We start from the raw sequence: 25189 nt of genomic DNA, 5'->3' as shown, positions 1-25189 counted from the left end.
TCAGAGTTAATAACATATTATGAGCGAACAAAACCAACCTATTGATATCACCGAAGATATCGAAGTAGTAGGGCCGGGACAAATGCTCCGGGAGGCCCGGGAAGCCAAAGGTCTGAGTCAGCAAGACGTGGCGACCCATTTGAATTTTCGATTGGCCCTGGTTAATGAACTTGAGACCGAAGCCTTTGACGCGAGTACGCCGGGCACGTTTATTCGTGGCTACCTTCGCAATTATGCAAAGTTTCTTGGTATTGACGAGAAGGACATTCTTGCCAGTTATGAAACTCTGGGCGTCGCTCGTCAACAGCGTGATGAGATGAAAAGCTTTTCCCAAAGCACTGCGAAAAAAGCAGAAAACAAACTGCTGATGGTGACAAGTTCCGTGCTGGCGACTGTGATGCTTGGCTTTTCTGCGTATCATTTTATTCTCGAAGATACTAGCGACCCTGTTGCCACCGTGTCGGCCCCGACAGCTGAAATTCAGCAAGCATCATCAGATGCCGCGACTGACGGTTTAGAATCAATGGAGCTCGTCTCCGATGCCGATTCGATACAATCAGTGCCGCAAGAAGCTGAGGTTGTCGAACAAACAGACACAGTATCAACCACACCAACGGAACATGAAAATGAACCGGTTGATCCTAATTCTGTTGCAGAATCAGAACTTAGCGCCCCAGAGACGGCGATATCTCCAATTAATCTTGCCGCGGTTGCTCGTGTTGCAGAAACTGATCAATCAACAGAGGTGACGGCACAGGTACCAGGTGTAGAGCAAGGCTCGGAACCACTGGCGTTAACCAAGGCTGAGTTAAAATTTGTCTTTACCGGCGATTGCTGGGTAAATATTTTTGATGCCGACGGTAACCGCTTGGCCTGGGGTATCAAGAAAAATGATTATGTTATGACACTGACTGGCAAGCCGCCATTTAGTGTTACCTTGGGTAAACCGGAACTGGTGCAAATGACCTATCAGGGCGAGGAAATTTCTCTGGCGCAATATAAAGTCGGTCAAATTGCTAAACTAACCGTTCCTGAGCCAATAGATGAAGAGGCTGCGGAGTAAATTCCGGCGGCCTGCAATTATCACGTTAAATTAATAGACTCCCATGTTTACTGAAAATCCGATAAAACGTCGAAAATCCACGCAAATTATGGTGGGTAATGTACCAGTAGGTGGTGATGCGCCTATCTCGGTTCAATCCATGACTAACACCCTAACCACCGATGTCGATGCTACGGTACGACAAATTCGTGACTTAGAAAATGTTGGTGCAGATTTAGTCCGTGTATCCGTACCGACCATGGATGCAGCTGAAGCATTTAAACAAATCAAGCAACAGGTGCGTGTTCCTTTGATTGCGGATATTCATTTTGATTATCGGATCGCTTTGAAAGTTGCCGAATACGGTGTTGATTGTTTACGGATCAATCCAGGAAATATTGGTCGGGAAGATCGCATTAGAGCAGTCGTTGATGCTGCCCGGGATAAAAACATTCCGATTCGCATTGGTGTTAATGGTGGGTCTTTGGAAAAAGACTTACAGGAAAAATATCGCGAGCCAACGGCAGAAGCCTTGTTAGAGTCTGCGCTTCGACACGTCGATATTCTCGATCGTCTGAACTTTGATCAATTTAAAGTCAGCGTTAAAGCATCGGATGTATTTCTGGCGGTTGGCGCCTACCGATTACTCGCTAAGCAAATCAATAACCCTTTACATCTGGGCATCACCGAAGCCGGGGGCTTTCGTGCCGGGGCAGTGAAATCCGCCGTTGGAATGGGGATGCTGCTGGCTGAAGGTATCGGCGATACATTAAGAGTTTCCCTTGCGGCGAACCCGGTGGAAGAAATCAAAGTTGGATTTGATATCCTCAAATCATTGCGTTTGCGCTCTCGCGGGATAAATTTTATCGCCTGTCCCAGTTGTTCGCGTCAGGAGTTTGACGTTATTTCTACGGTTAATGCGCTAGAAGAACGCCTTGAAGATATTCTCACACCGATGGATGTTTCTATTATCGGCTGTGTGGTCAACGGTCCTGGTGAAGCAACGGTTTCTGATTTAGGCTTAACCGGTTCAAATCGTAAGAGTGGGTTTTATCTCGATGGTGTGCGTCAAAAAGAACGCATCGATAATTCAGATATTGTTGACCAGTTAGAAAAGAAAATACGTGCCAAAGCGGATTTATTGTCCACTGAGCGAAAAATCAAGATAAAGGAAGTGTAGGGTATTGATAGGCGAGCCCTGAATCGTAGCCGATTCGACAACGTTGGCAAAACGAGGATTGCAATATTGCTTAACAATGGTGTCCGGTACAACAACGCTTGCCGTTAGATGAAAGCCGATAACGAACGATCAATATTATGATTAGCCAATAAGGTTTTACGTTTGCTGTCGATTTGCCTATAATGCCGCTCTTGTGGCGATTTTACCGACACAAAGCTAATCCAGAATCACCATAGATTTAAGAGAACATTCTAGTGAGTAAAGCTATTCAAGCCATTCGTGGTATGAACGATTGTCTGCCCGGCGAAACCGAAAAGTGGCAACGGGTTGAACAGGTATTGCGTCAGGTCGCCAGCAATTATGGTTACTCGGAAATCCGCATGCCCGTGGTTGAATCTACTGCGCTATTTAAGCGCGGTATTGGCGAAGTCACAGATATTGTTGAAAAAGAAATGTACACCTTCGAGGATCGCAATGGCGACTCGCTGACTCTGCGTCCTGAAGGTACCGCCAGTTGCGTACGAGCGGGTAATCAACATGGTCTGCTTTATAATCAGGAGCAACGTCTCTGGTATATGGGGCCTATGTTTCGCCATGAACGGCCGCAAAAAGGTCGTTATCGGCAGTTTCATCAATTCGGTCTGGAAAGTTTTGGCATTGCCAGTGCAGATATCGACGCCGAAGTGATTATCTTAAGTGCTCGCCTTTGGCGGGAACTTGGTATCGAAGAATTTGTCACACTAGAGTTGAATTCTCTAGGCTCAAATGAAGCGCGCGCCGATTACCGTCAGGCTCTGGTCGCATTTTTAACCGAGCATGAGGCACAACTGGATGAGGATTCGCGTCGTCGCATGCATTCAAATCCGTTGCGGGTATTGGATAGCAAGAACCCAGACGTGCAGGCGTTGTTGGTATCAGCACCTAAGTTGTCAGAATATCTTGATGTTGAATCAAGCGAACATTTTGAGCAGGTTTGCAAACGACTGGACGCCGCAGGTATCTCTTATCGTCTTAACGAAAAGCTCGTTCGAGGCCTGGATTACTATAACCGTACTGTATTTGAATGGGTAACAGACTCATTAGGTGCACAAGGTACGGTATGTGCCGGTGGGCGCTACGATGGTCTGGTAGAGCAATTAGGTGGTAAGGCAACCCCTGCGGTCGGTTTTGCGTTGGGCATTGAACGTCTGGTACTGCTATTGTCGGAACTGGACAAATTTCATGACCTACGTGCGCCGACCGATGTCTATGTTGTAAGTATGGGCGAAGCCGCGGAAATGGCTGCACTTGCGCTATCCGAACAATGGCGTGATGCGGTACCAGGTATTCGCATTCAAACCCATTGTGGTGGTGGTAAGTTTCAAAAACAGTTAAAGCGCGCGGATAAATCTGGTGCAGAGATCGCCATCATTCTTGGCGACTCAGAAGTCGAACAAAAAAACGTGACCGTAAAATACTTACGGCAGAAAAAAGAACAAATGAGCCTGCCTTTTGAACAAGTCGCAGAGCTACTAACAAAATTATTAGAAGGGTAACGTTGTGGAAATTTATCAATCTGAAGAACAGCAAGTAGAAGCTATTAAAAAGTTTTTTAAAGAGAACGGTTATTCTCTTGGTGCAGGTCTGGTTATCGGTTTAGGTGGCTTTTTTGGTTATAACTATTATCAAGACAGCAAGCAGGCAGCGATTGAGTCAGCATCAAGCCAGTATCAGCAAAATATAGAAGCCATGACAAACGACGGTGAAACGTTCCGCACTAACAGTCAAAGCTTCATCAACGAAAACAAAGATTCAAGCTACGCTGCCTTTACCGCACTAGCCCTGGCAAAAGATGCGGCTTCACACAGTGACTGGCAAGAAGCTGAAAAACAATTGACCATGGCCATTGAACTGGCACCGAGCGTTGAAGTGAAAGCGATTGCGCAATTGCGTCTGGCCCGCGTGCAAATTCAGCAGGAAAACCTTGATGATGCTTTAGCAACGCTAGGTAAGACCTTCCCTGAAAAATATCAGGCGAGCGTAGCAGAAACGAAAGGCGATGCTTACCTGCTTAAGGGTGACAAAGAGCAGGCACGCAGTGCGTATCAGGCTGCCGCAGATGCCGGAGGTCTGGAATCCAGTCCGCAATTACAAATGAAGCTAGATGATTTGGCTGTTGCTGTTAACCTGGCTGGTTAAACCGAGGATCCGGTGTGAAAAACTTAAATAAGAAATTACTCAGCACCCTGTTAGCATCTGCGATGTTGTTTGGTTGTGCCAGCGATGATGAAGAAGAAGATACCAGTACGCTTGTCGCTGAACTGACCGAAATAAATGCAGAGTTTGAGCCTGAAGTGTTGTGGGAGCAGTCCACCAACAAAGGCGTGCAGCATTATTTTTCCAGGTTAAATCCAGTCGTTGCCTACGAAAAAGTGTTTACGGCTGAGCGTTTAGGTGAAGCCTACGCTTTTGATCAAGCAACCGGAAAGAAAATCTGGGAAGTCGATCTCAGCGATATTGAGGGAACTCGTGGTTTCTTCGATGATCGCACGACCGCTCGAATTTCTGGTGGCGGCGTTGCCGGTTACAACATGGTCATTTGGGGTAGCGAAAATGGCATTGTTTATGCGTTGAATCAGGAAACCGGCGAGTTAATCTGGCAAACCAAAGTCCCTGGTGAAGTGATCTCTAATCCGGCACTGGAATCAAACATGGTGTTGGTTAACACGGTTTCTGGTGCGTTGGTCGCACTAGATGCCGAGACGGGTGAGCAGAAGTGGAAAGCCGATCAGAGTGTCCCACCATTAACCTTGCGCGGTGCAAGTGGTGTAGTCAGTAGCTCTGGCGGTGCCTTTATTGGCAGTGCGAAAGGTGAACTGGCCGTGTATATCGTTGATAGTGGTCAACAAGGCTGGGCTACGGAAATTGGCGAACCATCCGGAGCAACGGAATTACAGCGAATTGTCGATGTTGATGTTACGCCAGTGATTTTCGGTGATAAAATTTATGGTATCTCTTCTAACGGTAACCTTGCTGCACTCGATATGCGTTCAGGACGAGAAATCTGGAAGCGAAAATATTCGTCTTATCGTCAGTTAACCGTTGATGGTAACCTAATTTTTGCAACAGATGAAAAGGGCCATGTTTACGCTTTGAATCGCAACGATGGCACTGAAATGTGGAGCCAGTTGGCTCTGACAAACCGTGATACCACTGGCGCGGTTAGTGTTGGTGACTACGTGGTCGTTGGCGACTTAGAGGGTTACCTACACTGGTTGAAAAAGTCCGATGGCAGCATAGTGGCGCGTTATCGTGTTGACAATAGTGCGATTTATGTCACCCCGGTTGTCAGCGATGGGCTGATATATGCTCAGTCAAGAGATGGTGAACTACAGGTCATTAAGACCCCTGAATAATCCACTAACATATTGTTTGCTCTGATAATTCAGAGCAGTGGCAAGTTTTGAACCTACGCAATACAGGTCAAAGTTTGCTAAAGTTATCAGCGGCTCCGTAATATTTACGGGGCCGCTATTATTTTAATAATACCAAGATGTTTTAATGCGAGGTTTTGCGTTAAACCTTGGTATTCCATTATTTATTGAGGTAGCCATGCTTCCTGTTGTTGCTCTGGTTGGGCGTCCTAACGTAGGTAAATCAACTTTATTCAATCGTCTTACGCGAACCCGTGATGCGCTGGTTGCCGATTATCCGGGACTTACCCGTGATCGTCAGTACGGTCAGGCGGAAGTTGAAGGGCAAGCATTTATCGTAATTGATACAGGCGGTATTGTCGGCAATGAAGAAGGCATCGATGCGTTGATGGCAGAGCAGTCATTAATGGCGATTGATGAGGCCGATGCGGTCTTGTTTCTTGTCGATGCCCGAGCCGGGTTAACCTCCGCAGACGAGTCCATTGCGGACTATCTTCGTAAGCAGAGTAAAAAAGTGTTTCTGGTTGCCAATAAAATTGATGGCATAGACGCAGATTCTGCGGTGGCGGAATTTTATCATCTCGGGCTTGGCGATACGGTTCATCAAATAGCGGCTGCTCATAACCGTGGGGTAACGCAGTTGCTCAACCTGGCGCTAGCACCTCATATCGATGGCATGGTGCTAAGTGATGATGATAATGATGAGCAAGACGATGACTTTGACTCTGTTGTCCACCTTCAGGAAGGCGAAGAGTTTGATGATAGCGAAGAAACCGCCCAGGATGATAAAATTAAACTCGCGATTATCGGCAAACCCAATGTCGGTAAGTCTACGCTTACCAACCGTATTCTAGGTGAAGAGCGTGTTGTGGTTTATGACATGCCAGGTACGACTCGTGACAGTGTATATATTCCTATGGAGCGTGGTGATAGGGAATATACCTTGATTGACACCGCCGGTATCCGTCGTCGAAAAAATGTAACCGATGCGGTCGAAAAGTTTTCGGTAATAAAGACCTTACAAGCCATCGAAGATGCCAATGTGGTTTTGCTAATCATTGACGCCCGCGATGGGATTACGGATCAGGATTTATCCTTGCTTGGTTACGTTCTTGAATCTGGTCGCTCACTGGTTTTAGTGGTTAATAAGTGGGACGGTCTTGATACGGAAGTAAAAGATCGGGTTAAATCGGAGCTTGATCGCCGTTTAGGGTTTATCGATTTCGCTCGTTTGCATTTTATCTCTGCATTACATGGCACGGGCGTTGGTCACTTGTTTGAGTCGGTCGAAGAAGCGTTCGATTCAGCGACAAGACGGACGTCTACCGCAATGTTAACCAAGATCATGGATATGGCAGTATTTGACCATCAACCGCCGATGGTTAATGGTCGTCGTATTAAGCTTAAATACGCCCATGCAGGTGGTTATAATCCACCGATTATTGTTATCCATGGTAATCAGGTAAACTCGCTGCCACAGTCTTACAAGCGTTATTTAATGAATTACTTCCGCAAAGCCCTGAAGATTATGGGTACGCCGATAAAAGTAGAGTTTCGAGGCACCGCTAATCCATTTTCCCATAAGCGTAAGCTCACCTACACCGAGCAAAAGAAAAAAGCACGGGCTACACAAGGTTATAAAACAAAAGAGTAATACCAACGCCATTTCAGTGTTTGTATGCAACGTTAGGGCAAAGGTTTATTTGTAATCTAGGATTCATTGATATAGTCCATCTATATTAATGAATCCTAGATGTAAGCATGTGCTCACTGTTTATGCGTTGCCTTGTTAGCAAGTGTTTGTCAGAAGTGATAAGCAATATGCAATCGATATTCGTTTACGTCGTGCTTAAAGGTTTCGTCATAGCCAAGACTGAATCTTGCGCCGACTGACCAATCCTGACCTAACAGATAACGATATTGATTGTGGAGCAGGTACCTGTTGGTCTCGTATAACAGATGACCCTGGGCGATAATGGCAAATTGATGTTTGCCATTGACGTTAACGTTCCAACCCAATTTTCCCAGATAACCGCTATCGCTATCCTCAGCAGAAAAATCTTCTATTTGTTGTTCGAATTGTTCCCGGATGCCTCCTAATTCTACCTGCCAGAAAGTGTTGGTTGCTTGCAAAAATGTATAACCCAATGTCACTTGCTGACGATTCAAATCAAAGTTATTTTGTCGCAGAGATTCTGACTGGAAACTGGCTTTAGCATTGATAAACCAGCGTTTACCAAGCGGAATGAATACGCCGATGACTGGCCCGTCATAATCAATATCCTGAGAAAGCGGATGTTGGCGTTCATAACCGCTGAATAATTCGATGTCACGATGATTCAGTTGTGATTCCATCGCGGCAACGGAGAAGGAAACCATCAATGTTAATAATAACAAACAGAGTAATACGCGTTTCATAAGGCAAAGCTTAGACAGGAAAGTTGAGGACAGCAAGAACCGGGTTTTAGGAGCTTAAATTTTAATGATACCTTCAATGCCGCGCTCGGAAACCGGAATGATAAATACGTGATTGTGGGTCACATAGAGCGCGATGCCACCGAACTGACTGATCCCGAACAGGTGTTTCTTGTTACAGGTTAATGGCGTAATTTCTGCGCCACCGGCACCGCTGACAATATTAACCGGCTCTTCGGGAACATCAATCACCTGCAGGCTATGCTCGTGACCGGCTAAATAAAAATCCACTGAATATTGTTTGAGCAGGGCCCGAACATTCCCTTGCAAGCCCGCTTCATTACCATCTTCACCATAGGAAACAATAGGGTGGTGACCAAACACTATGGTGTATTGTGCGTTATCAACGGCCAGTTGTTGTTGCAGCCAGGCGAGCTGCTCCGCTTGGCCAATACCGGTGGTAAACGGCGTGGTGTCAATTGCGATCAGGTTAACGCTGGGGCCTTGCGATTGGTTTGTGGTATTAGCAAACGACAGTAGGTTGCGATTTATCTGGGTTTTATAATAAAGCTCAGGAAAATGGATAAAAGGTTGCGCCTGACCCCAGTCGAGCAACGCGTGAATATTACCGTTGTAATCGTGATTGCCTGCGGAAAAAAACCAACGTATGTCGGTCAACCCTAAAGGTACGTAGATATCTGAAAATGCAGTTTGCGTCAGAATATCATCGGCACTTGCAATGCCATTGTCATAAAACACGTCGCCGGTATGGATAATCGCATCCAATGGATATTGGGTGTGATACGACTCCATGATTTGCGCGGCGATCAGCTGGCCGTCATTCGCTTTTCCGGTATCGCCGAGAACAAATAAGTGCCAACCGGGTGCGTTAAATATTGCCGAGTTGAAGGTGTCGAGTCGATTTGCACAAACTAATGGCGATTGCGTGGTCTGTGGCGTGACCGAAACAGGATCGGGTTTGGAACCTTTATCCGTACCTTTGTCGGAATTAATACCTGTACTAATACCGGAGCTATCATCATCACTATTACAGGATGAAATCGCCAGCAACAAAACAATAAAACGGAGCCATTTTCGCATTGCACACCAGAACACTTAAAACCAGGACCGAGTTTAGACGACAGTATTAAGCTGTAAGTGTAGACTAAGAGGGAGTGTCGATATTGGCAGCCTGTGTTTTTAGGTTTTTACTACTTGCGCCTGCAATTGACCATCGGCCAATTGCACACTGATCTCATCCCCACATTCAACATTGCTGACAGAGCGAATAATGTTCCCTGTCGCATCCCGGGTAATTGTATAGCCGCGGGCAATTGTTGCCAATGGACTTACGATATTAAGGTTGTGCGCCAGGCTGGCCAGTTTTTGCTGTTGTTTATCCTGATGGGTTAACACCGCATGGTTTAAGCGAGCCGATAGGTCTTGCAATCGTATCGCTTGTACCGGGAGAGCTTTTTCAGGACTTAAAGTCTGCAATTGATTTTTAAAGCGCTCAAAGCGTAATTGCTTTTGTTGTATTTGATTGAGCAATCCAAAGTTAAGTCGCTGTTGCAATTCATCCGCTAATTGCTGTTGTTTTTGCAGTTGTTGTTTTGGATGCGTCATCGCCAAACGATGCTGTAGTTTGTCCTGTTGTCGATGCAGACCATGAAACTTAACGGCGACAATATGCGCGAGACGCTGTCGGTATTGGTGCACTTTATCAAGTAACGCTTTGTTATCTTGAGTGACCAGTTCTGCCGCAGCTGACGGCGTTGCTGCTCGCAAATCGGCGGCATAATCGCTTAGACTAATATCCACTTCATGGCCGACAGCACTGATCACCGGAATTTCACAGGCAAAGATTGCCCGCACTACGTCCTCTTCATTAAACGCCCATAAATCTTCTAATGAGCCACCGCCCCGACCAACAATAAGAACGTCACATTCATCGCGAATATCGGCGACCTCGATGGTTTGGGCAATTTGCGCCGCGGCGCTTTCGCCTTGCACTAACGTAGGATACAAAATGACGTGTACGCCGGGATTACGGCGTTTCATAACGGTCAGAATATCGTGTACCGCGGCACCGGTTGCGGATGTGACGATACCTACAGTCTGGATATTTTGAGGAATGGCTTGCTTATATCGTTGATCAAACAACCCTTCGTGCAACAATTGCGCTTTTAATTGCTCAAACTTTTGACGCAATAAACCCTCTCCGGCGTCTTCCATTTGTTCTATGATTAACTGAAAGTCACCCCGAGGTTCATATAAAGAGACTCGGGCTTTAACCAATACTTGCTGACCATTTCCGGGCTTGATTCTGACTAAGCGGTTATTGCCGCGAAACATGGCACAGCGAACCTGAGCTTTACTGTCTTTTAATGACAGATACCAGTGACCGGAACCAGCCGCCATAAAATTGGAGATTTCGCCACAAAGCCATAAGGTCTGCATCTCACTTTCCAGCAGAAAGCGAACCTTTTTTGTTAATTCGCTTACCTGGAGAATATGGCGTTTTTCGTGATTATTCGGGGTCATGATAATTTTTTGTATAGTTTTGGTTAATTTATGCCGTTAATTGCAAATTTAAGTTTACTGGGCGGGTGTAAACCGTTAAAATCCGTCCGCAATATTTAATACCTTTAGGTGAGATGTTGCCATGCTAAGAATCGCTCAAGAAGCCCTGACATTCGATGATGTACTACTAGTACCTGCCCATTCGTCTGTCTTACCCCACACCGCAAATCTTAAAACCAAATTAACCGAAAAGATAGAACTTAATGTGCCTATTTTGTCCGCCTCTATGGATACGGTCACTGATGCACGTTTGGCTATTGCCCTGGCTCAGGAAGGTGGTTTAGGTTTTATTCACAAAAATATGACTGCGCAAGAGCAGGCTGCCAATGTTCGCCAGGTAAAAAAATACGAAAGTGGTATTGTATCTGACCCTGTTACTGTCGGACCGAATATGTCCATTGGTGAAGTGAGCAAGCTTGCCGATGAACTTAAATTTTCTGGTTTCCCGGTGGTCGACAGCGACAATAATCTGGTAGGTATTATTACCGGCCGTGATATGCGTTTCGAAACTAACTTTGATAAGCCGGTTTCTGAACTAATGACCAGCAAAGAGCGCTTGATTACGGTTAAGCCTGATGCTACTCGCGAAGAGATCTTAGGTTTAATGCATACCAATCGCATCGAAAAAATCCTTATGATTAATGATGATTTTGAATTGGTCGGCATGATCACCGTTAAGGATTACCAAAAAGCGGAAAGCAAGCCAAACGCCTGTAAAGATGAATTTGGGCGTTTACGTGTTGGTGCCGCGGTTGGCGTTGGTGCAGGTACCGACGAGCGCATTGCGGCGCTGGTTGAAGCTGGTGTAGACATCCTTTTGATCGATACCTCACATGGTCACTCACAAGGGGTTATCGAACGAGTTAAAAATACCCGTGAACAGTACCCTGACTTACAAATCGTTGCTGGCAATGTTGCCACCGCCGAAGGTGCAAAAGCACTAGCACAAGCCGGTGCCAATGCGGTGAAAGTGGGTATTGGCCCTGGGTCTATTTGTACCACCCGTATTGTTACTGGCTGTGGTGTGCCGCAAATTACCGCGATTTCGGAAGCGGTAAAAGGTGTTTCCGGCATGAATGTGCCAATCATTGCGGATGGCGGCATTCGTTTTTCTGGTGATATTGCCAAAGCGTTAGTGGCGGGGGCTCATTGTGTCATGGTCGGCAGCATGCTTGCCGGTACAGAAGAAGCGCCAGGGGATGTTGAGTTGTATCAGGGGCGTTATTATAAATCCTATCGCGGTATGGGGTCGTTGGGCGCCATGAACCAAAAAGAAGGGTCTAGTGACCGTTATTTCCAAAAAGCCGATGAAGCCGACAAACTTGTGCCAGAAGGTATCGAAGGTCGGGTTGCGTATAAAGGACCTATGGCGGCAATTATTCACCAGCAAATTGGTGGCATCCGCTCTGCTATGGGGTTAACCGGGTGTGCGACCATTGAAGAAATGCGCACCAAACCACAATTCGTGAAAATTACCGCGGCGGGGATGGGAGAATCCCACGTCCATGACGTTACCATCACCAAAGAAGCTCCTAATTACCGCTTGGGTTAAATAAATGGGCCCGCAAGGGCCTGTTGACCATATATTTGGTTAGGTACCTGTTAATTTTTTTGCTGTTTCGACAGCTAGCTTATTACTTACTAAGAGAAGAGACGAATGAGTCAAGATATTCATGATCATCGAATATTAATATTGGATTTTGGTTCCCAGTACACCCAGTTAATCGCCCGCCGTGTACGTGAAATTGGCGTCTATTGTGAGTTATGGGCCTGGGATGTCACGGAACAACAGATCCGCGAGTTTAACCCTTCAGGTATCATCCTGGCAGGTGGCCCGGAATCTGTCACTGAAGCGAATTCGCCACGAGCACCCGAGTATGTGTTTAATGCCAATGTACCGGTATTCGGTATTTGCTATGGCATGCAAACCATGGCCGAACAGCTTGGCGGTGGTGTACAAAGCTCCGAGCATAAAGAGTTTGGTTATGCGTCTGTAGAAATTATCCAGCAATCTGCGCTGTTTAAGCACATCGAAGATAGTATTGGCGCCAATGGTAATGCGTTATTAGATGTATGGATGAGTCATGGTGATAAGGTTTCACAAATCCCTGCAGGCTTTACCACGATTGCGCAAACGCCGAGCTGTAAATACGCAGCGATGGCCAATGAAGATAAGCAATTTTATGGGGTTCAGTTCCATCCGGAAGTAACCCACACCAAACAAGGGATGCGTATTCTTGAGCATTTCGTTGTTGATATCTGTCAATGTGAAAAGTTATGGACGCCGAGCTCGATCATTGAAGATGCGATCGAAAAAATGAAGCAACAGGTTGGTGACGATGAGGTTGTGCTTGGTTTATCCGGTGGTGTTGATTCATCGGTTGTTGCCATGTTATTGCACCGTGCTATTGGCGATAAGCTGACTTGTGTGTTTGTTGATAACGGCTTACTGCGCTTAAACGAAGGCCAGCAGGTTATGGAAATGTTTGGCGATCATTTCGGTCTGAATATTGTCCATGTGCAAGCTGAAGATCGTTTCCTGGATCGCCTTGCTGGTGTTGATGAGCCCGAAGCGAAACGAAAAATTATTGGTAATGTGTTTGTTGACGTTTTTGATGAAGAAGCAGGCAAACTGGCAAATGCGAAATGGTTGGCACAAGGAACAATTTATCCGGATGTTATCGAATCTGCCGCATCGAAAACCGGTAAAGCCCATGTGATTAAATCCCACCACAACGTTGGTGGATTACCGGAAGATATGGAGCTAGGTTTAGTTGAGCCATTACGCGAACTGTTCAAAGATGAAGTTCGTAAAATTGGTCTGGAATTAGGCCTACCGTATGACATGCTTTATCGTCATCCATTCCCAGGACCAGGCTTAGGCGTTCGGGTTCTCGGTGAAGTGAAAAAAGAATATTGTGACTTACTGCGACGTGCCGATGCGATTTTTATTGAAGAATTGCACAAGGCGGATTTGTACCACAAAGTCAGCCAGGCATTTACGGTATTCTTACCAGTACGCTCCGTAGGCGTTATGGGCGATGGCCGTAAATACGACTGGGTTGTTTCCTTGCGAGCGGTAGAAACCATCGACTTTATGACCGCACATTGGGCACATTTGCCTTATGATTTCTTAGGGTTGGTATCCAATCGTATTATTAATGAAATCGACGGTATTTCTCGCGTTGTTTATGATATTTCAGGTAAACCACCTGCGACGATTGAGTGGGAATAATATTGATCCGCTTGAACTGAAAAGGCCCGCGATATGCGGGCCTTTTTTGATAAGATACAGAGGAAAAGTAAATGGTTAGTTGAGAAGTCGTCTTCACCAGTTAAAACTGGTATCCAAACCTTAAATGTAGCCCTCCGCCAATATGTTCATCGTTGCCCCATATAGATTTTGTGATGATTCCTTCTATACCCCAACCAAAGCCATAATTGAATCGTTGCTCGATCGCCAGATTTGCCCCCAGCATGTGACCATCGACACCGTAACTGAAAAGGTAATCAGGTTGAATTCGATAATTTAAGTGTCCATCACCCTGTGCATCGGCTATCTGTAGGAAAGGCCCTCCGTAGGCAATGGTTTGTTTTGATAAGCGCTTCCCGATGATATAGGCAATATCATAGGTTTTGGTTTCGGTTTTCCAAGTGATGTGTGAATTTGAATCTTCAAAAGATTCATAGCCGATAGCGATAGCTTGCGATATATTGCCTGTGTCCGATTGATCTTCGTGGGCACCATAAAACTGATACTTGAGAGATACTTTGTTACTGTCTACGCCACTTACTGTGACCTCAAAACCTTTGCCTGCACTCACTGAACCTTCAATACGTAAATCACCTTCTACATTATTTTCATTAGTAACAGCAGTTGGTTCGTAGCATGAGGGGCAATCATCATTATCAGCCTGTTCGCGGCGCGACAGTAAATCAGATTGTAGATCTGACAGCACCACCACACTTCTCGAGGCAGTACTGATATTCACTTTTACATTGAAAGGCTTAGAATTGACCTCTGGATTTTGAAACCGGGTTTGCCCCATGGAAACCTCAGGTGTAGACGTCGTGAGGCAAGCGGTGGTAAGCATTAGCAAAGGTACTAATAAGAGAAACTTCAAATACTTCATAATCATCCCTAATAAATAACAACTGGCTCTTCCAAGCCAACAACATTGCGACAATATACAAAACCACGCATAAAAATTAAAGGCCTAATTTTCAGTTGGTTACTTGCTTCTTTATTGCGAAATCCACCCGCCTATGGTTCGTGGATGGGAAAATTCATGGGTTAGAAAAATGAAATCAACGCTTTACCTCAACGTTAGTTGAGGTTTTAGCATGGCGTCATTCCATTAGAAAAGTCCAAAGTTAAAGAAAGCTATTGGATGACAACATAAGGAGCATGCCATGCTACATCTCGAACATATAAACCTAGTCGTCAAAGATTTACCTTCCACATTAGCTTTCTATCAAGCTGCTTTCCCCAATTGGACAGTACGAGGTGGTGATAATGACACCTGGTATGGCACTGCAAGAAACTGGATTCATTTCGGCGATGATTATCAATACTTAACCTTTAATGATAATGGTCAGGGCGATAACCGAGATTTAACATCCAATCGCCTCGGATTAGCCCACTTTGCCTTTGTTACCGTAAATTTATCCGCACTAATCAGTCGTCTCGCCAATGCGGGCTTTGAGGTCGCAAAACCCGGCGCCGACAATCCGTTTCGTAAAAATGTCTATTTTATTGACCCAAGTGGTTATGAAGTGGAATTTGTTGAATATCTTAGCGATATTCCAGCGCAAAGAAATCGTTATTGATTGAGGGGACGTTATGATGGAAAACTGCAATACTATTATTCTTATGGCAAGTAGCAGAAGTAGGGGAAACACAGCGATTCTTGCAGATAAGGTAAGCTCCGAAATCGGTGCGTCTATTCTCAATATTAACGACTTCGAAATTCGTCCCTATAATTATGAGAACCATAATCAGGATGATGATTTTATCGCCTTGATTGATGAACTGCTAAATTACCAGCGAATAATTTTTGCATCCCCTGTGTATTGGTATGGACCAAGTGCGCAATTGAAATTGTTTTTCGATCGGATTACCGATTTATTGGATGAACATAAAGAAAAGGGCCGTCGCCTTAAAGGCAAAAACGCTGCATTGTTAGCAACTGGTTATGATTTGAAGCCAAAAAGCTGCTTCGAAGAAGCGTTTTCGCTTACCTTCCAATATTTGAAAATGAACTATGAAGGCATGTTATATGTACCGTTTCAGGAGCAATTAGGGCTAGATAACTGTCACGCTAAGATAAAACGCTACAGTCAAGGTTTAATGGTCACTCAGGGATAACCTGAGCGACCATTAATTGGTTTGCCATCTTTAGCTCAGTTGGGTGATAAATCGTTATCTTTCCAGATATTGTGCTTCAGCAGCCTTGTTATAGTGAGGAAGCAGAGATTCATTCTCAGACAACGACGTTGCCATCTTCGGTAAATCTATTTTTAGCTGTCCTTGTTCGTCAAACTGGCTTGCATAGGTCCCCATGTTTAGTATATCTACCTGCCAATTCGTCAGTCTTCCAACGACATAATTGCCAAACAGAAATGCTTCATATTCATTATTTAGCGTTAAAAAATCACTAAATGAGAATCCTGAAAGCTGTTTTTGCGCGATAAATGCATGCTTATAGGCTTGAGAAATGACATCAGGCTGGTTTCGTTGCGCCAGCTGATATTGATATGAGTGGCGGGTTTCATGAATGATAAAAGCTAAAGGTCCATAATGCGGTTGTTCTGTTAATTTTTCCGGATTTAGGTATACGGTGCCGGTATCGACAATATTTCCTGTAAATTCCGTGTTAAAGACAAAATTAACCGCGCGATTTGGATAGGTGTTGGTATCGATTAACAGGGTCGGTGGTTCGATTGCCATCACCTCACATTCGAGAGCGAAAATTTTGCGCAAATAAGGGAGTTGTTGAGTGATTGATAACTCGGGCCATTTTGCCAGAGCTTGTTTTAGTTCACTATCTGCAAGGATCGCTTCCACCAATTTATCGGCCTGCTGGAAGCTTTTAGCACTTACGTTATTTAAAAAATCCCGAGCCTGAGGTTGCAGGGCAAACGCCGCCGGCGCTTTTTCCTGTAAGTTTGCATTGGCAAAGAACTTTGCCCGCTTTTGTGCTTCCTGGCTTTGTTCGTCGGCGATAACCGATAGGGAAAAACTGATAAATAGACTCACAATTAGATAGGCGACATAACGACTCAACATCTTCGCTCCAAAAATGATGCGGCAATAAAACGTTTATTTTAACCGATTTCACCTTTTCTGTTTGAACAATCGATGCAATGATGTGGAGATAAATACGATTGAGGATTTTACCCATGGATTTATACGGTTCAACCACATCTCCATTTGTACGCCGCACCCGATTGCTGGCAACGGCTAACTTAAATAATGCATTAACCTTTCATGATATTGATATTTTTGACGCAAAAGGTAGGGAGTTACTGACTTACCACAACCCTACATTGAAAGTCCCGTTTGTCGTTGATGGTGATCAGCATATTTATGATTCAAGAGTGGTTTTTCGCTATTTAACTGAAAAATTTGAACTTGAACCATTAACCTGGCAGCAGGAAAATCAATTGACGCTAATTGATGCTGCCAGTGATTCTTTGGTGGAAATTTTGTTGCTGATGCGTAGTGGCATCGACCCTTCCCAAGATGGATTGTTTTTTAACCTGCAAAGAGAACGATTGACCAAACTATTTGCGGTATTAGAACAACAGGTTGAACAAGGACTTTACGCTCGATGGAATTACCCGGCCATTTGTCTTTACTGTCTGGTGGACTGGGCGTTGTTTCGTGAGCTGGTCGATTTTGCCCCGTATCCGCAACTAATCGGTTTTCACCAGCAACACGACAGCAGAGAAGATGTAAAACTTACCGATCCCAGAAGCTGATATCAGGTCTAGGATAAGGATTATTGCGCCATATACGATTCAAACATGTAAGCATTAACGGATAAAGGGGAAACCATGGGTTTCCCTAATTCGATTGTGAGCTCAATTTATTCGGTAACCTGAATCAAATCAAAATCCGCGAGCTCATCGACATTGCCGGTTAACTCGTCTTCGAGCTCGTTTAAATCGTGTAAGTCTGCGCATAAGGTTTCAGCTTGTGCTTCCAATACTTCAGCCTGACCTTCAACGGCGACTTCGATTTCTTCGCCCATGCGCTCCATGCGTTCGCCAAACGCTTCCATTTTTTGCTCAAAATCACCTTCTTCATCATTCATTGCCTGACCTACGGCTATTAAAATATCACCGACCGAATTAGACACCAGATCTTCAATTTCGCCTTCTAATTCGTCTTCAATAAACTGATCTAACTCATCAAAGTCCTGCTCTGCCAGATAGACAGAACCGTCTTCGGCACGAAAACGTGTGCTGACTTTTTCTTTGATTTTTGCAAATGATTGATTCAGCGATTCGGTTGAGTCGCTGTCCTCGCCAGTCAAACCTGTGGCTACGTGAGATAACGCCGAAAAGGCGATTTCTACCGCATCCAGGGCAATATTAACCACCTTAGGAATTTTCTGATTGACGCCTGCTGCGTATTGGGTGACTAATGTCTGTTGGTCGTCGGAAAGATCAATTTGTTTACCCTGAACAAATAAGTCTTTTTGGTTGTTGATTTGCACTATGGTGTTGTCATCATCCAAAAAGCGAATCGTGTCATTTTCAACAATGACACCATAATTCATATTGATCGAACAATGGTCAGAATTGAAGGTTACATGCTCCTTGTCTTCGTGCGCATTCGCGGTACCAAGCAAGCATAGGGAACCGATTACACTAGCTAACATCAACTTTTTCATGTGTCACTCCTAAAATGGATGATGGCGATAACGCCACAATTTGTTATTTTCACTCTGACCATCTAGGTTCAGAATTGCTACGTTATCATTTACATAGCAAAGCCCTTGCCAGTTTTTAAATATCAACAATTACAAAGGATTGCGGTTAGTTATCAGCGTTCCCTCAATCTCGAAGTAGTCAAATGTTAGCAAATATCACCAATATTTAGTCAATTTAAGTGCTAGTGTTTTCGTTGTCGTTCAATCACATAGCGCGGTGTTTCACGGTAACCGAGTAAGAAACGTCGCACTAAATCAAGCCCGGCATAAGCAATATAATTCTGGAAGAACCGTCTCGGACCCGGGAAGTATAATTGCTGAGTATGCTGTACCGATTTATCGCCCCAGGCAAGCCATACGGTGCCCACGGGTTTCTCATCACTGCCACCATCGGGGCCGGCAATGCCGGACACACTGACACCAACATCGGCATCGGCGGCCTTGAGTGCGCCAATTAGCATTTGCTTTACTACGGTTTCACTCACCGCCCCCTCTTTTTGCAAGTCATCTGCACTGACACCTAAGAGTTTGTGTTTGATGCGATTGGAATAGGTGGTGTAGCCAGCTTCAAATACGGCGGAAGATCCCGGTACCGAGGTTATCGATGCAGCAATCAGCCCGCCGGTGCACGATTCCGCCATCGTCAGGGTTTTATTTTGCGCCTTTAAAATATCGACCAGAGTCGTTGGTAAGTCGTTTTCGCCCTCACAAACAATATGATGCGAAAAAAGCTGTTTTAACTTATCGGTCCAACGCTGTAAATCATCATGGTGAGAAAGGTAATGGGCGGTTAGTTTGATTTCCAGCAAGGGCTGGCTGGCTCGAAATCCCAGTTCAATGTGTTCCGGCCAATCACTGAGTTGTTCATTGATGATCTTTTGTAAACCTGACTCACCGATACCAAAGACTTTTAATTTGTGAGTCTTGTTATTCATATCTGCAGGCATTTTGTCTTCGATAATAGGCAGAATACTCGCCTTTAGCATCTGCTGCATTTCCCGGGGAACACCTGGAGTGCAGATCACCAGACAATCGTTCAGCGTTAACGAAAATCCTGGGGCACTGCCAATTGGATTGCTGACGATATCGCAGCCAATCGGAAGTATGGCTTGTTTACGGTTTGGTTCCGTTAAAGGATATTGGCGTCGTTCGCACCACGCCTGCAACTCCTGCAGAGCCTGAGGATGTTGTTCAAGTTCGACACCTGCTGCTCTGGCGAGCGCCTCCGCGGTGAGGTCATCGACTGTCGGGCCAAGGCCACCATTGATAATTAATACATCGGCATCGCTTGATAGTGTGGATATTTGTTCAACTAACAAGTGTATCGAATCACCGACGGTTACTTTTTTCGTGACTTCAACCCCCAGGTCTTTCAGGTGCTGAGCGATGAAAACCGAATTGGTATCGACAATATCACCGGCCATTAACTCATTGCCGGTTAGCAATAACTGCACATTTAACATGTTAGAGATCCATTAGCTTGTTAGACGTTAATGATAACGCCAAAGACATTGTTAATAAAAATATAAATCGGTTTAAACCTTTTCTGATGTTGCGGCATCATACTCTACAACATAACCAAGTAATTCATTTCAATCGTATTTTGGAAAAGGACAAAACAATGAAAAATCTATCTTTGCTGAGCCTGGCGTTAGCAAGTTTAATCACCTTTCAGGCGCAGGCCGACGTCGATAAAACCGTTGAGAAAAGCTTCGATTTGAGCGGCAAAGGTGAGCTTTTAGTCGACAACGTTAATGGCAACGTTGAAATTAACGCCTGGGATCAAAATCAGGTTGCCGTAACAGCAATTATTACTGCGGATGATGAAGACGATTTACAGAATGTTGAAGTGAAAATGCATCAAAGTGGCGATCGAATAAGTATTGAGACTGACTATAAAGAACGAGGTGGTTGGGGCAATAGCAATGGCTCTGGCAGCGTAAAATACGTCATCAAAGTGCCTGAAACGATGGATCTGAAAGAAATCGATTTGGTAAATGGTGCATTAACTGTGGAGGGCGTGCGTGGCGAATTACATGCCGATATGGTCAATGGTTCTATCGAAGCTTCTGGCTTAGCGTCCAATGTTGATGTTGAGGCGGTGAACGGCGGTATTGAGTTAACGTTTGCAGACGATGCTAAAAACCTGGACATCGAAGTTGAAACGGTCAATGGTGGTATTCGCCTTTATTTACCGGCTGACTTCGGCGCTCGAATAGAAGCGAGTACCGGCAATGGCTCAATTCGCACGGATTTTGGCTTAACCGGTGAAAAAGGTAAGTACTATGGTACGGATTTATCGGGCAAGTTTGGTGATGCAAGTTCCGACGTTGAACTGGAAAGTGTCAACGGTTCGATTAAAGTTTTGAAAAAATAGCCAGGCAGTCAGTTCTGTTGTGGGTCAGGTTTTTATCGTGAACCAGGTTTTTATCGTGAACCAGGTTTTATTGTTAACATTGTTATGTTCGAACAAATACCAGCCTGGCCCAATTAATCTTTCTCCAAAAGCTGTATAGATGTTAGTATTGCCGACGTTTTTTTACGTTGGAATATATAGATAATGAGCGATTTAACTCTACAAACAATACACGTTGAACCGAACCAAGCGGCAACAGCCTGTGTTATCTGGTTACATGGCCTTGGTGCTGATGGTCATGATTTTGAACCTATTGTGCCGGAACTTCGTTTACCTCAGTCTCTATCGGTTCGTTTTATATTCCCCCATTCGCCTAAAATGCCCGTAACCATCAACGGTGGCATGGTCATGCCGGCCTGGTATGACATTTTGGATATGAGCGTAGAACGCAAAGTTGATGTTGCGCAATTAACCCAGTCGGCAAACGCGGTTCAGAGGTTAATTGACGAGCAGATCGCATCGGGAATTCCTGCAGAACGCATTATACTGGCGGGCTTTTCACAAGGTGGTGCTGTTGCCTATCAGGCCGCATTAACATACCCCCAAGCGTTGGGCGGTTTGCTGACCATGTCGACTTATTTTGCGACCAAAGATTCTATTGAGTTAACGGATGCTAATCGTAATATCGATATTTGCATCATGCATGGTAGTCAGGATCCTGTGGTAAATCCAGTACTTGGGACTCAGGCAAAATCGGTATTGGAAACTTTAGGTTTTCATCCAGAATATCATACGTACCCAATGCCACATTCCGTCTGCGCACCGCAGGTAAGAGATATTTCCAACTGGCTACAACAGCGCCTAAGCTAAAGTCCAGCATATATTCAGTGCTCAGAATTCAGAATGAAGAAAGGGCAGTGATTTGTCAGCAGATGCAGCCCTGCTCGCATCTCACACCCTGTGAGAATTTTGTTCGCAATTGTCACCTGTAAAGGATTTTCATCGCTATAATGAAAATCCGCTGAAGATTAAGGAATTACGATGCCCAGAAAATTAACCTATGTCTATAAAGGTGATCGCAAGGAACTGCCATTTTCCTACTCTCGTCATCATGATATCTATGAGGCTGCAGCAGCTGCTGAGAATATCGATATCTCGGGGTTTTTAGCCATGGAAGAGCAGGTTCGCATAACATCAAAAGGCAAGTCGGCGGTCAAAGATTTCCGCCAGAAAGAATTTGCTCGCATGGGGTTTAGTGACATTAAAATGGTTGTTGACGACGAATCACAATCATAAAAAAAACGGCCCTAAAGCCGCTTTTTCAACATTATTGGTGATTACTCGCTGTAAGCTTCGCCTTTCGTCATCCATTCAGGGGCTGGCGCGCCTTTAAGGTAATGATCAAAGTATTGCTTCATTTTAATGGTGTAATCCACTTTGTTCGGATATTTCTTCAGGTGATGGGGTTCACCTTCGTACTGCAAGAATATCACCTCTTTACCCAGACGGCGCATCGCCAGATACATTTCAACACCTTGTTGCCACGGTACGGCATCGTCGATATCACCAAACTGCATTAGCAGTGGGGTGTTAATACGTTCCGCGAAAAATACTGGTGAGTTTTCAATATACAAATCCCGACGTTCAAACATGCTGGCGCCAATACGACTTTGTCCTTTTTCATACTGGAATTGACGGGCAAGGCCGGTGCCTAAGCGAATGCCGGAATAAGCACTGGTCATATTCGATACCGGTGCGCCAGAGACAGCTGCGGCAAACATGTCAGTTTCAGTGATTGAAAACAGGGTTTGATAACCACTCCAGCTATGGCCATGCAGACCAATGGCATCTTTATCAGCGACACCCATATCAATAATCTTTTGAATACCCGGCAAAATGGACTTGTTGGTAGATTGACCAACGCTGCCGATTTCAAAATGCACATCCGGTAAGAAAATTGCGTAACCATTTGATGAATAAAATGGAAAATTGGGTCTATGATTGACGTTCATCGCATTGAATTCATAAAGGCGCTGTGAGAACAATCGATAGTAATACACCAGTACTGGGTAGGATTGTCCTTCCACGTAATTGGCAGGCTTTATTAGTACCCCTTGGTGCGGCTCACCCATGGTTGATGTCCACTCTACTAGCTGTGCATCACCCCATAAAAACTCGTCTTTTTGCGGGTTCACGTCGGTGAGCTTTCGGGCATCGGAAAAATCGGGTTGGGTAACCCAAAGGTCTGGGAATTCATTGAAATCTTCGCGGGTATATAAAATTGCATCCGCATCTTTGGCCGTTGCCAGGTATTCGAACTTCTTGTCTTCTTCTACCAGCTTGGTCAACGCTGTCGATTCAAGGTTTAGCTGATAAAAACCAAAGTTTTTCTTATCGTCGTTATAGCTGGTAAGTAAAAGCGTTTGTTCTTCATCGAAGAAATCGTGGTCTTGGTCTTCGATATTAATGCGAAACTGACGCTTTTCAACACGGCCCATGTCACAGGTTAAACAGTTTTTATCATCGCCATCAGCTGAGAAAAACCAGATATCAAATTTGTCATATGCGAAAAAGCCTTCATCATCTTCCACCCAACCGGCAATACCATATCCTGGCACCTTAGACGGGTAATCGTGATCTTCATCAGCAAAACTGACTTGCATACCTTCACTGATATTTTGATGACGGTCTTTGCGGCTATCCCAAACCCAGATGTGACCCTGGTCGTAATAAGCCACATAACGACCGGATTCACTGACTTTCATATCATTGTATGAACTCAGCTTTTGTTTGATAAGTTTTGCTTCACCGTCATCAAGGTCGACTAAATAAAAATCGCTGAAAAATCCTTCCCAGGTGCGCAACTTACGATAATTTAAATCACTGCTGGCAATCACCGCTTGTTCATTGGCAGATGCACGAATATACGGCATATCTTTGCTAGCCAAAGGCACTACTTTGTTTTTGCCTACATGGTAAACCGCCTGATAACTGTGTTTTTTATCGCGGTTATACTGAAACTTCTCGTTGGTTTTAATCAACGGGTCTTCACCGTGCCAAACCTGAAGGCCGCGCTCGCCGGTTAAACGTTCGATATCGTACAGGTCATCTTCCGATTCAATCTTTGCCATTTCAGGCTTTTCTTCGGTTAATGATTTAAAGCCAAAGAACAGGCGCTCATCATCCAGACTCCAGACAAGTTTACTGACCGAAGGAATATATGGTGAGGTTAAATCAGGAACATTTTTATCAAGTTTAACGGTTTTTACTTTGCCTTTTTTGGCATCAAGTAAAGCCAGTTGATGCGAACGACGTTCGGCTTTTTCGCTAAAGTCACCTTGTAAATAAGCCAGGGTATCGCCTTCTTCGTTCCAGCTTAGTTGGGTGAAACTGGCATTTTCTTTGACAACAACGGCCTTGGCGTCTGCTGCACCCAGCTCAAGCAATTGCAATCCATTATCCTTGCCATCTTTGTTGGAAAGGCTATATGCGATAACGGCAAGTTCAGGTGAAAACTTGAATTGATCAACGTGTTCAATAACCCGTTGCTCGCCATTGCTAAGATTTACCAGGGTTAACGACTTATTAATCTGCTTCTTATTGAAAAGCTCAGGCGCTTCTTCATCGGCTGGCTTTTGTTCTGCACTTTCAGCAGATTTTGCCGGCGTTTCTTTATCGTTATCACTATCGATATCCAGGGCCAGGTAATCCTGTTTACCGTCGCTTTTGTTTTCTTCAGCTTCCGCGTCTCTCTCTTCTTTCTTCTCTTCTTTCTTTTTTAGAGTTTGAGAGAAGGCCAACCAGGGACCACTGGCATGCAGTTGAAAATCTTCGACATTGAGCAAATGGTGTTTTTCACCAGTGACCAGATTAATCACCGTCAGTTCATTTTTCAGATCTTTACGGGCTTTCTTACTGGCTTTTTCCTGTGTCAGCAAGGCTGGCTTTTGGCTGATGGCGATATACTTAGAATCGTCACTAAAATAGCCTGAGCTGCCCCGTTCTACCTGATAGCGTGTATCGCTAGCAACCGCTTGCACGTAATACGTGCTATCTCCTCGGTCTGGCTGTGCCGCATAGGCTAACCATTTGCCATTATTGGAAAGCTGTGCATTATCAATGCTGCGAAATTTCATAATGTCGGTAACCGACAATGGTCTTTGTTCGCCCTGAACGACAAAACTGGCGGATAAAGCCAGTGATAACAGAGCACAGATAAGTTGCCTTGATTTGAACATAAGCGTGATAGTTAAACCCGTT

22 protein-coding genes are annotated in these 25189 nt (G+C 44.8%); 14 read left to right on the top strand and 8 right to left on the bottom strand.

What is annotated here, in order from left to right; genetic code table 11:
• Positions 1-19: 19 nt before the first annotated feature.
• The 6 genes from ACHUFQ_RS02270 (at position 20) to der (ending at position 7289) form a co-directional block, all read left to right on the top strand.
• On the top strand, positions 20-1063 hold the full coding sequence (locus ACHUFQ_RS02270; RefSeq protein WP_394172600.1) for a RodZ domain-containing protein: 1044 nt from the start codon (positions 20-22) through the stop codon (positions 1061-1063).
• A 43-nt stretch (positions 1064-1106) separates the two neighbouring features.
• Positions 1107-2222: a flavodoxin-dependent (E)-4-hydroxy-3-methylbut-2-enyl-diphosphate synthase gene (gene ispG / locus ACHUFQ_RS02265; protein ID WP_394172598.1), complete on the top strand. Its 1116-nt coding sequence runs from the start codon at positions 1107-1109 to the stop codon at positions 2220-2222.
• A 254-nt stretch (positions 2223-2476) separates the two neighbouring features.
• On the top strand, positions 2477-3757 hold the full coding sequence (hisS, locus tag ACHUFQ_RS02260; protein WP_394172596.1) for a histidine--tRNA ligase: 1281 nt from the start codon (positions 2477-2479) through the stop codon (positions 3755-3757).
• A 4-nt stretch (positions 3758-3761) separates the two neighbouring features.
• A complete protein-coding gene (locus ACHUFQ_RS02255; protein ID WP_394172594.1) occupies positions 3762-4400 on the top strand; it encodes a YfgM family protein in 639 nt (212 codons plus the stop codon).
• Positions 4401-4414: 14 nt separating this feature from the next.
• Positions 4415-5617 carry an outer membrane protein assembly factor BamB gene (gene bamB, locus ACHUFQ_RS02250; RefSeq protein WP_394172593.1) on the top strand — a complete coding sequence of 401 codons (1203 nt, stop codon included), beginning with the start codon at positions 4415-4417 and terminating at the stop codon, positions 5615-5617.
• Positions 5618-5813: 196 nt separating this feature from the next.
• Complete coding sequence (der, locus tag ACHUFQ_RS02245; RefSeq protein WP_394172822.1) at positions 5814-7289, top strand: ribosome biogenesis GTPase Der; 1476 nt, start codon at positions 5814-5816, stop codon at positions 7287-7289.
• 149 nt (positions 7290-7438) lie between these two features.
• Here der and ACHUFQ_RS02240 read toward each other — a convergent pair whose 3' ends face one another.
• From ACHUFQ_RS02240 to xseA, 3 genes are all read right to left on the bottom strand, one after another.
• Positions 7439-8053, bottom strand: a complete 615-nt coding sequence (locus ACHUFQ_RS02240; RefSeq protein WP_394172591.1) for a hypothetical protein — start codon at positions 8051-8053, stop codon at positions 7439-7441.
• Between the two features lie 54 nt (positions 8054-8107).
• The gene (locus ACHUFQ_RS02235) at positions 8108-9151 is read right to left on the bottom strand and encodes a metallophosphoesterase (RefSeq protein ID WP_394172589.1); all 1044 of its coding nucleotides are present in this window, start codon (positions 9149-9151) and stop codon (positions 8108-8110) included.
• A 99-nt stretch (positions 9152-9250) separates the two neighbouring features.
• A complete protein-coding gene (xseA, locus tag ACHUFQ_RS02230; RefSeq protein WP_394172588.1) occupies positions 9251-10594 on the bottom strand; it encodes an exodeoxyribonuclease VII large subunit in 1344 nt (447 codons plus the stop codon).
• A gap of 121 nt (positions 10595-10715) precedes the next feature.
• On the opposite strand from xseA, the gene guaB reads away from it, so the two are divergent.
• Positions 10716-12185, top strand: a complete 1470-nt coding sequence (gene guaB, locus ACHUFQ_RS02225) for an IMP dehydrogenase (RefSeq protein ID WP_394172587.1) — start codon at positions 10716-10718, stop codon at positions 12183-12185.
• A 105-nt stretch (positions 12186-12290) separates the two neighbouring features.
• On the top strand, positions 12291-13868 hold the full coding sequence (gene guaA, locus ACHUFQ_RS02220; RefSeq protein ID WP_394172586.1) for a glutamine-hydrolyzing GMP synthase: 1578 nt from the start codon (positions 12291-12293) through the stop codon (positions 13866-13868).
• 100 nt (positions 13869-13968) lie between these two features.
• Here guaA and ACHUFQ_RS02215 read toward each other — a convergent pair whose 3' ends face one another.
• A complete protein-coding gene (locus ACHUFQ_RS02215; protein WP_394172584.1) occupies positions 13969-14766 on the bottom strand; it encodes a hypothetical protein in 798 nt (265 codons plus the stop codon).
• Positions 14767-15046: 280 nt separating this feature from the next.
• Here ACHUFQ_RS02215 and ACHUFQ_RS02210 point away from each other — a divergent pair, with 280 nt between their 5' ends.
• Together ACHUFQ_RS02210 and ACHUFQ_RS02205 are read left to right on the top strand one after the other, a co-directional pair.
• Positions 15047-15463 carry a VOC family protein gene (locus ACHUFQ_RS02210; RefSeq protein WP_394172583.1) on the top strand — a complete coding sequence of 139 codons (417 nt, stop codon included), beginning with the start codon at positions 15047-15049 and terminating at the stop codon, positions 15461-15463.
• Positions 15464-15476: 13 nt separating this feature from the next.
• Positions 15477-16001: a flavodoxin family protein gene (locus tag ACHUFQ_RS02205; RefSeq protein ID WP_394172581.1), complete on the top strand. Its 525-nt coding sequence runs from the start codon at positions 15477-15479 to the stop codon at positions 15999-16001.
• Between the two features lie 54 nt (positions 16002-16055).
• Here ACHUFQ_RS02205 and ACHUFQ_RS02200 read toward each other — a convergent pair whose 3' ends face one another.
• The gene (locus tag ACHUFQ_RS02200) at positions 16056-16922 is read right to left on the bottom strand and encodes a hypothetical protein (protein WP_394172579.1); all 867 of its coding nucleotides are present in this window, start codon (positions 16920-16922) and stop codon (positions 16056-16058) included.
• Between the two features lie 113 nt (positions 16923-17035).
• Here ACHUFQ_RS02200 and ACHUFQ_RS02195 point away from each other — a divergent pair, with 113 nt between their 5' ends.
• A complete protein-coding gene (locus ACHUFQ_RS02195) occupies positions 17036-17617 on the top strand; it encodes a glutathione S-transferase family protein (RefSeq protein ID WP_394172577.1) in 582 nt (193 codons plus the stop codon).
• 107 nt (positions 17618-17724) lie between these two features.
• Here ACHUFQ_RS02195 and ACHUFQ_RS02190 read toward each other — a convergent pair whose 3' ends face one another.
• A complete protein-coding gene (locus tag ACHUFQ_RS02190; protein WP_394172575.1) occupies positions 17725-18534 on the bottom strand; it encodes a YggN family protein in 810 nt (269 codons plus the stop codon).
• Positions 18535-18755: 221 nt separating this feature from the next.
• Positions 18756-20036, bottom strand: a complete 1281-nt coding sequence (locus ACHUFQ_RS02185; protein WP_394172573.1) for a CinA family nicotinamide mononucleotide deamidase-related protein — start codon at positions 20034-20036, stop codon at positions 18756-18758.
• Positions 20037-20194: 158 nt separating this feature from the next.
• Between ACHUFQ_RS02185 and ACHUFQ_RS02180 the strand changes: the two genes are divergently transcribed.
• From ACHUFQ_RS02180 to ACHUFQ_RS02170, 3 genes are all read left to right on the top strand, one after another.
• Positions 20195-20950 (top strand): DUF4097 family beta strand repeat-containing protein, encoded by a 756-nt coding sequence (locus tag ACHUFQ_RS02180; protein WP_394172571.1) that lies wholly within the window; start codon positions 20195-20197, stop codon positions 20948-20950.
• A 183-nt stretch (positions 20951-21133) separates the two neighbouring features.
• Positions 21134-21799 carry an alpha/beta hydrolase gene (locus ACHUFQ_RS02175; RefSeq protein ID WP_394172569.1) on the top strand — a complete coding sequence of 222 codons (666 nt, stop codon included), beginning with the start codon at positions 21134-21136 and terminating at the stop codon, positions 21797-21799.
• 171 nt (positions 21800-21970) lie between these two features.
• Positions 21971-22225: a DUF2960 domain-containing protein gene (locus ACHUFQ_RS02170; protein ID WP_394172567.1), complete on the top strand. Its 255-nt coding sequence runs from the start codon at positions 21971-21973 to the stop codon at positions 22223-22225.
• 41 nt (positions 22226-22266) lie between these two features.
• On the opposite strand, the gene ACHUFQ_RS02165 is transcribed toward ACHUFQ_RS02170, so the two are convergent.
• Entirely contained in the window at positions 22267-25167 is a 2901-nt protein-coding gene (locus ACHUFQ_RS02165) for an alpha/beta hydrolase family protein (protein ID WP_394172565.1), read from the bottom strand.
• Positions 25168-25189 lie beyond the last annotated feature (22 nt).

The organism is Thalassotalea litorea (assembly GCF_043642205.1).
GTDB lineage: Bacteria > Pseudomonadota > Gammaproteobacteria > Enterobacterales > Alteromonadaceae > Thalassotalea_A > Thalassotalea_A litorea.
This window is presented reverse-complemented; position numbering and strand designations above follow the sequence as displayed.

Excerpts from the sequence above, each read along its gene's own strand:
- ACHUFQ_RS02195 (WP_394172577.1), top strand. The coding sequence starts at position 17,036 with ATGGATTTATACGGTTCAACCACATCTCCATTTGTACGCCGCACCCGA.
- ACHUFQ_RS02185 (WP_394172573.1), bottom strand. The coding sequence starts at position 20,036 with ATGTTAAATGTGCAGTTATTGCTAACCGGCAATGAGTTAATGGCCGGT.
- xseA (WP_394172588.1), bottom strand. The coding sequence starts at position 10,594 with ATGACCCCGAATAATCACGAAAAACGCCATATTCTCCAGGTAAGCGAA.
- ACHUFQ_RS02175 (WP_394172569.1), top strand. The coding sequence starts at position 21,134 with ATGAGCGATTTAACTCTACAAACAATACACGTTGAACCGAACCAAGCG.
- guaB (WP_394172587.1), top strand. The coding sequence starts at position 10,716 with ATGCTAAGAATCGCTCAAGAAGCCCTGACATTCGATGATGTACTACTA.
- ACHUFQ_RS02200 (WP_394172579.1), bottom strand. The coding sequence starts at position 16,922 with ATGTTGAGTCGTTATGTCGCCTATCTAATTGTGAGTCTATTTATCAGT.
- ispG (WP_394172598.1), top strand. The coding sequence starts at position 1,107 with ATGTTTACTGAAAATCCGATAAAACGTCGAAAATCCACGCAAATTATG.
- ACHUFQ_RS02180 (WP_394172571.1), top strand. The coding sequence starts at position 20,195 with ATGAAAAATCTATCTTTGCTGAGCCTGGCGTTAGCAAGTTTAATCACC.
- ACHUFQ_RS02205 (WP_394172581.1), top strand. The coding sequence starts at position 15,477 with ATGATGGAAAACTGCAATACTATTATTCTTATGGCAAGTAGCAGAAGT.
- ACHUFQ_RS02240 (WP_394172591.1), bottom strand. The coding sequence starts at position 8,053 with ATGAAACGCGTATTACTCTGTTTGTTATTATTAACATTGATGGTTTCC.
- ACHUFQ_RS02190 (WP_394172575.1), bottom strand. The coding sequence starts at position 18,534 with ATGAAAAAGTTGATGTTAGCTAGTGTAATCGGTTCCCTATGCTTGCTT.
- ACHUFQ_RS02215 (WP_394172584.1), bottom strand. The coding sequence starts at position 14,766 with ATGAAGTATTTGAAGTTTCTCTTATTAGTACCTTTGCTAATGCTTACC.
- guaA (WP_394172586.1), top strand. The coding sequence starts at position 12,291 with ATGAGTCAAGATATTCATGATCATCGAATATTAATATTGGATTTTGGT.
- ACHUFQ_RS02235 (WP_394172589.1), bottom strand. The coding sequence starts at position 9,151 with ATGCGAAAATGGCTCCGTTTTATTGTTTTGTTGCTGGCGATTTCATCC.
- ACHUFQ_RS02165 (WP_394172565.1), bottom strand. The coding sequence starts at position 25,167 with ATGTTCAAATCAAGGCAACTTATCTGTGCTCTGTTATCACTGGCTTTA.
- ACHUFQ_RS02170 (WP_394172567.1), top strand. The coding sequence starts at position 21,971 with ATGCCCAGAAAATTAACCTATGTCTATAAAGGTGATCGCAAGGAACTG.
- ACHUFQ_RS02210 (WP_394172583.1), top strand. The coding sequence starts at position 15,047 with ATGCTACATCTCGAACATATAAACCTAGTCGTCAAAGATTTACCTTCC.
- ACHUFQ_RS02270 (WP_394172600.1), top strand. The coding sequence starts at position 20 with ATGAGCGAACAAAACCAACCTATTGATATCACCGAAGATATCGAAGTA.
- der (WP_394172822.1), top strand. The coding sequence starts at position 5,814 with ATGCTTCCTGTTGTTGCTCTGGTTGGGCGTCCTAACGTAGGTAAATCA.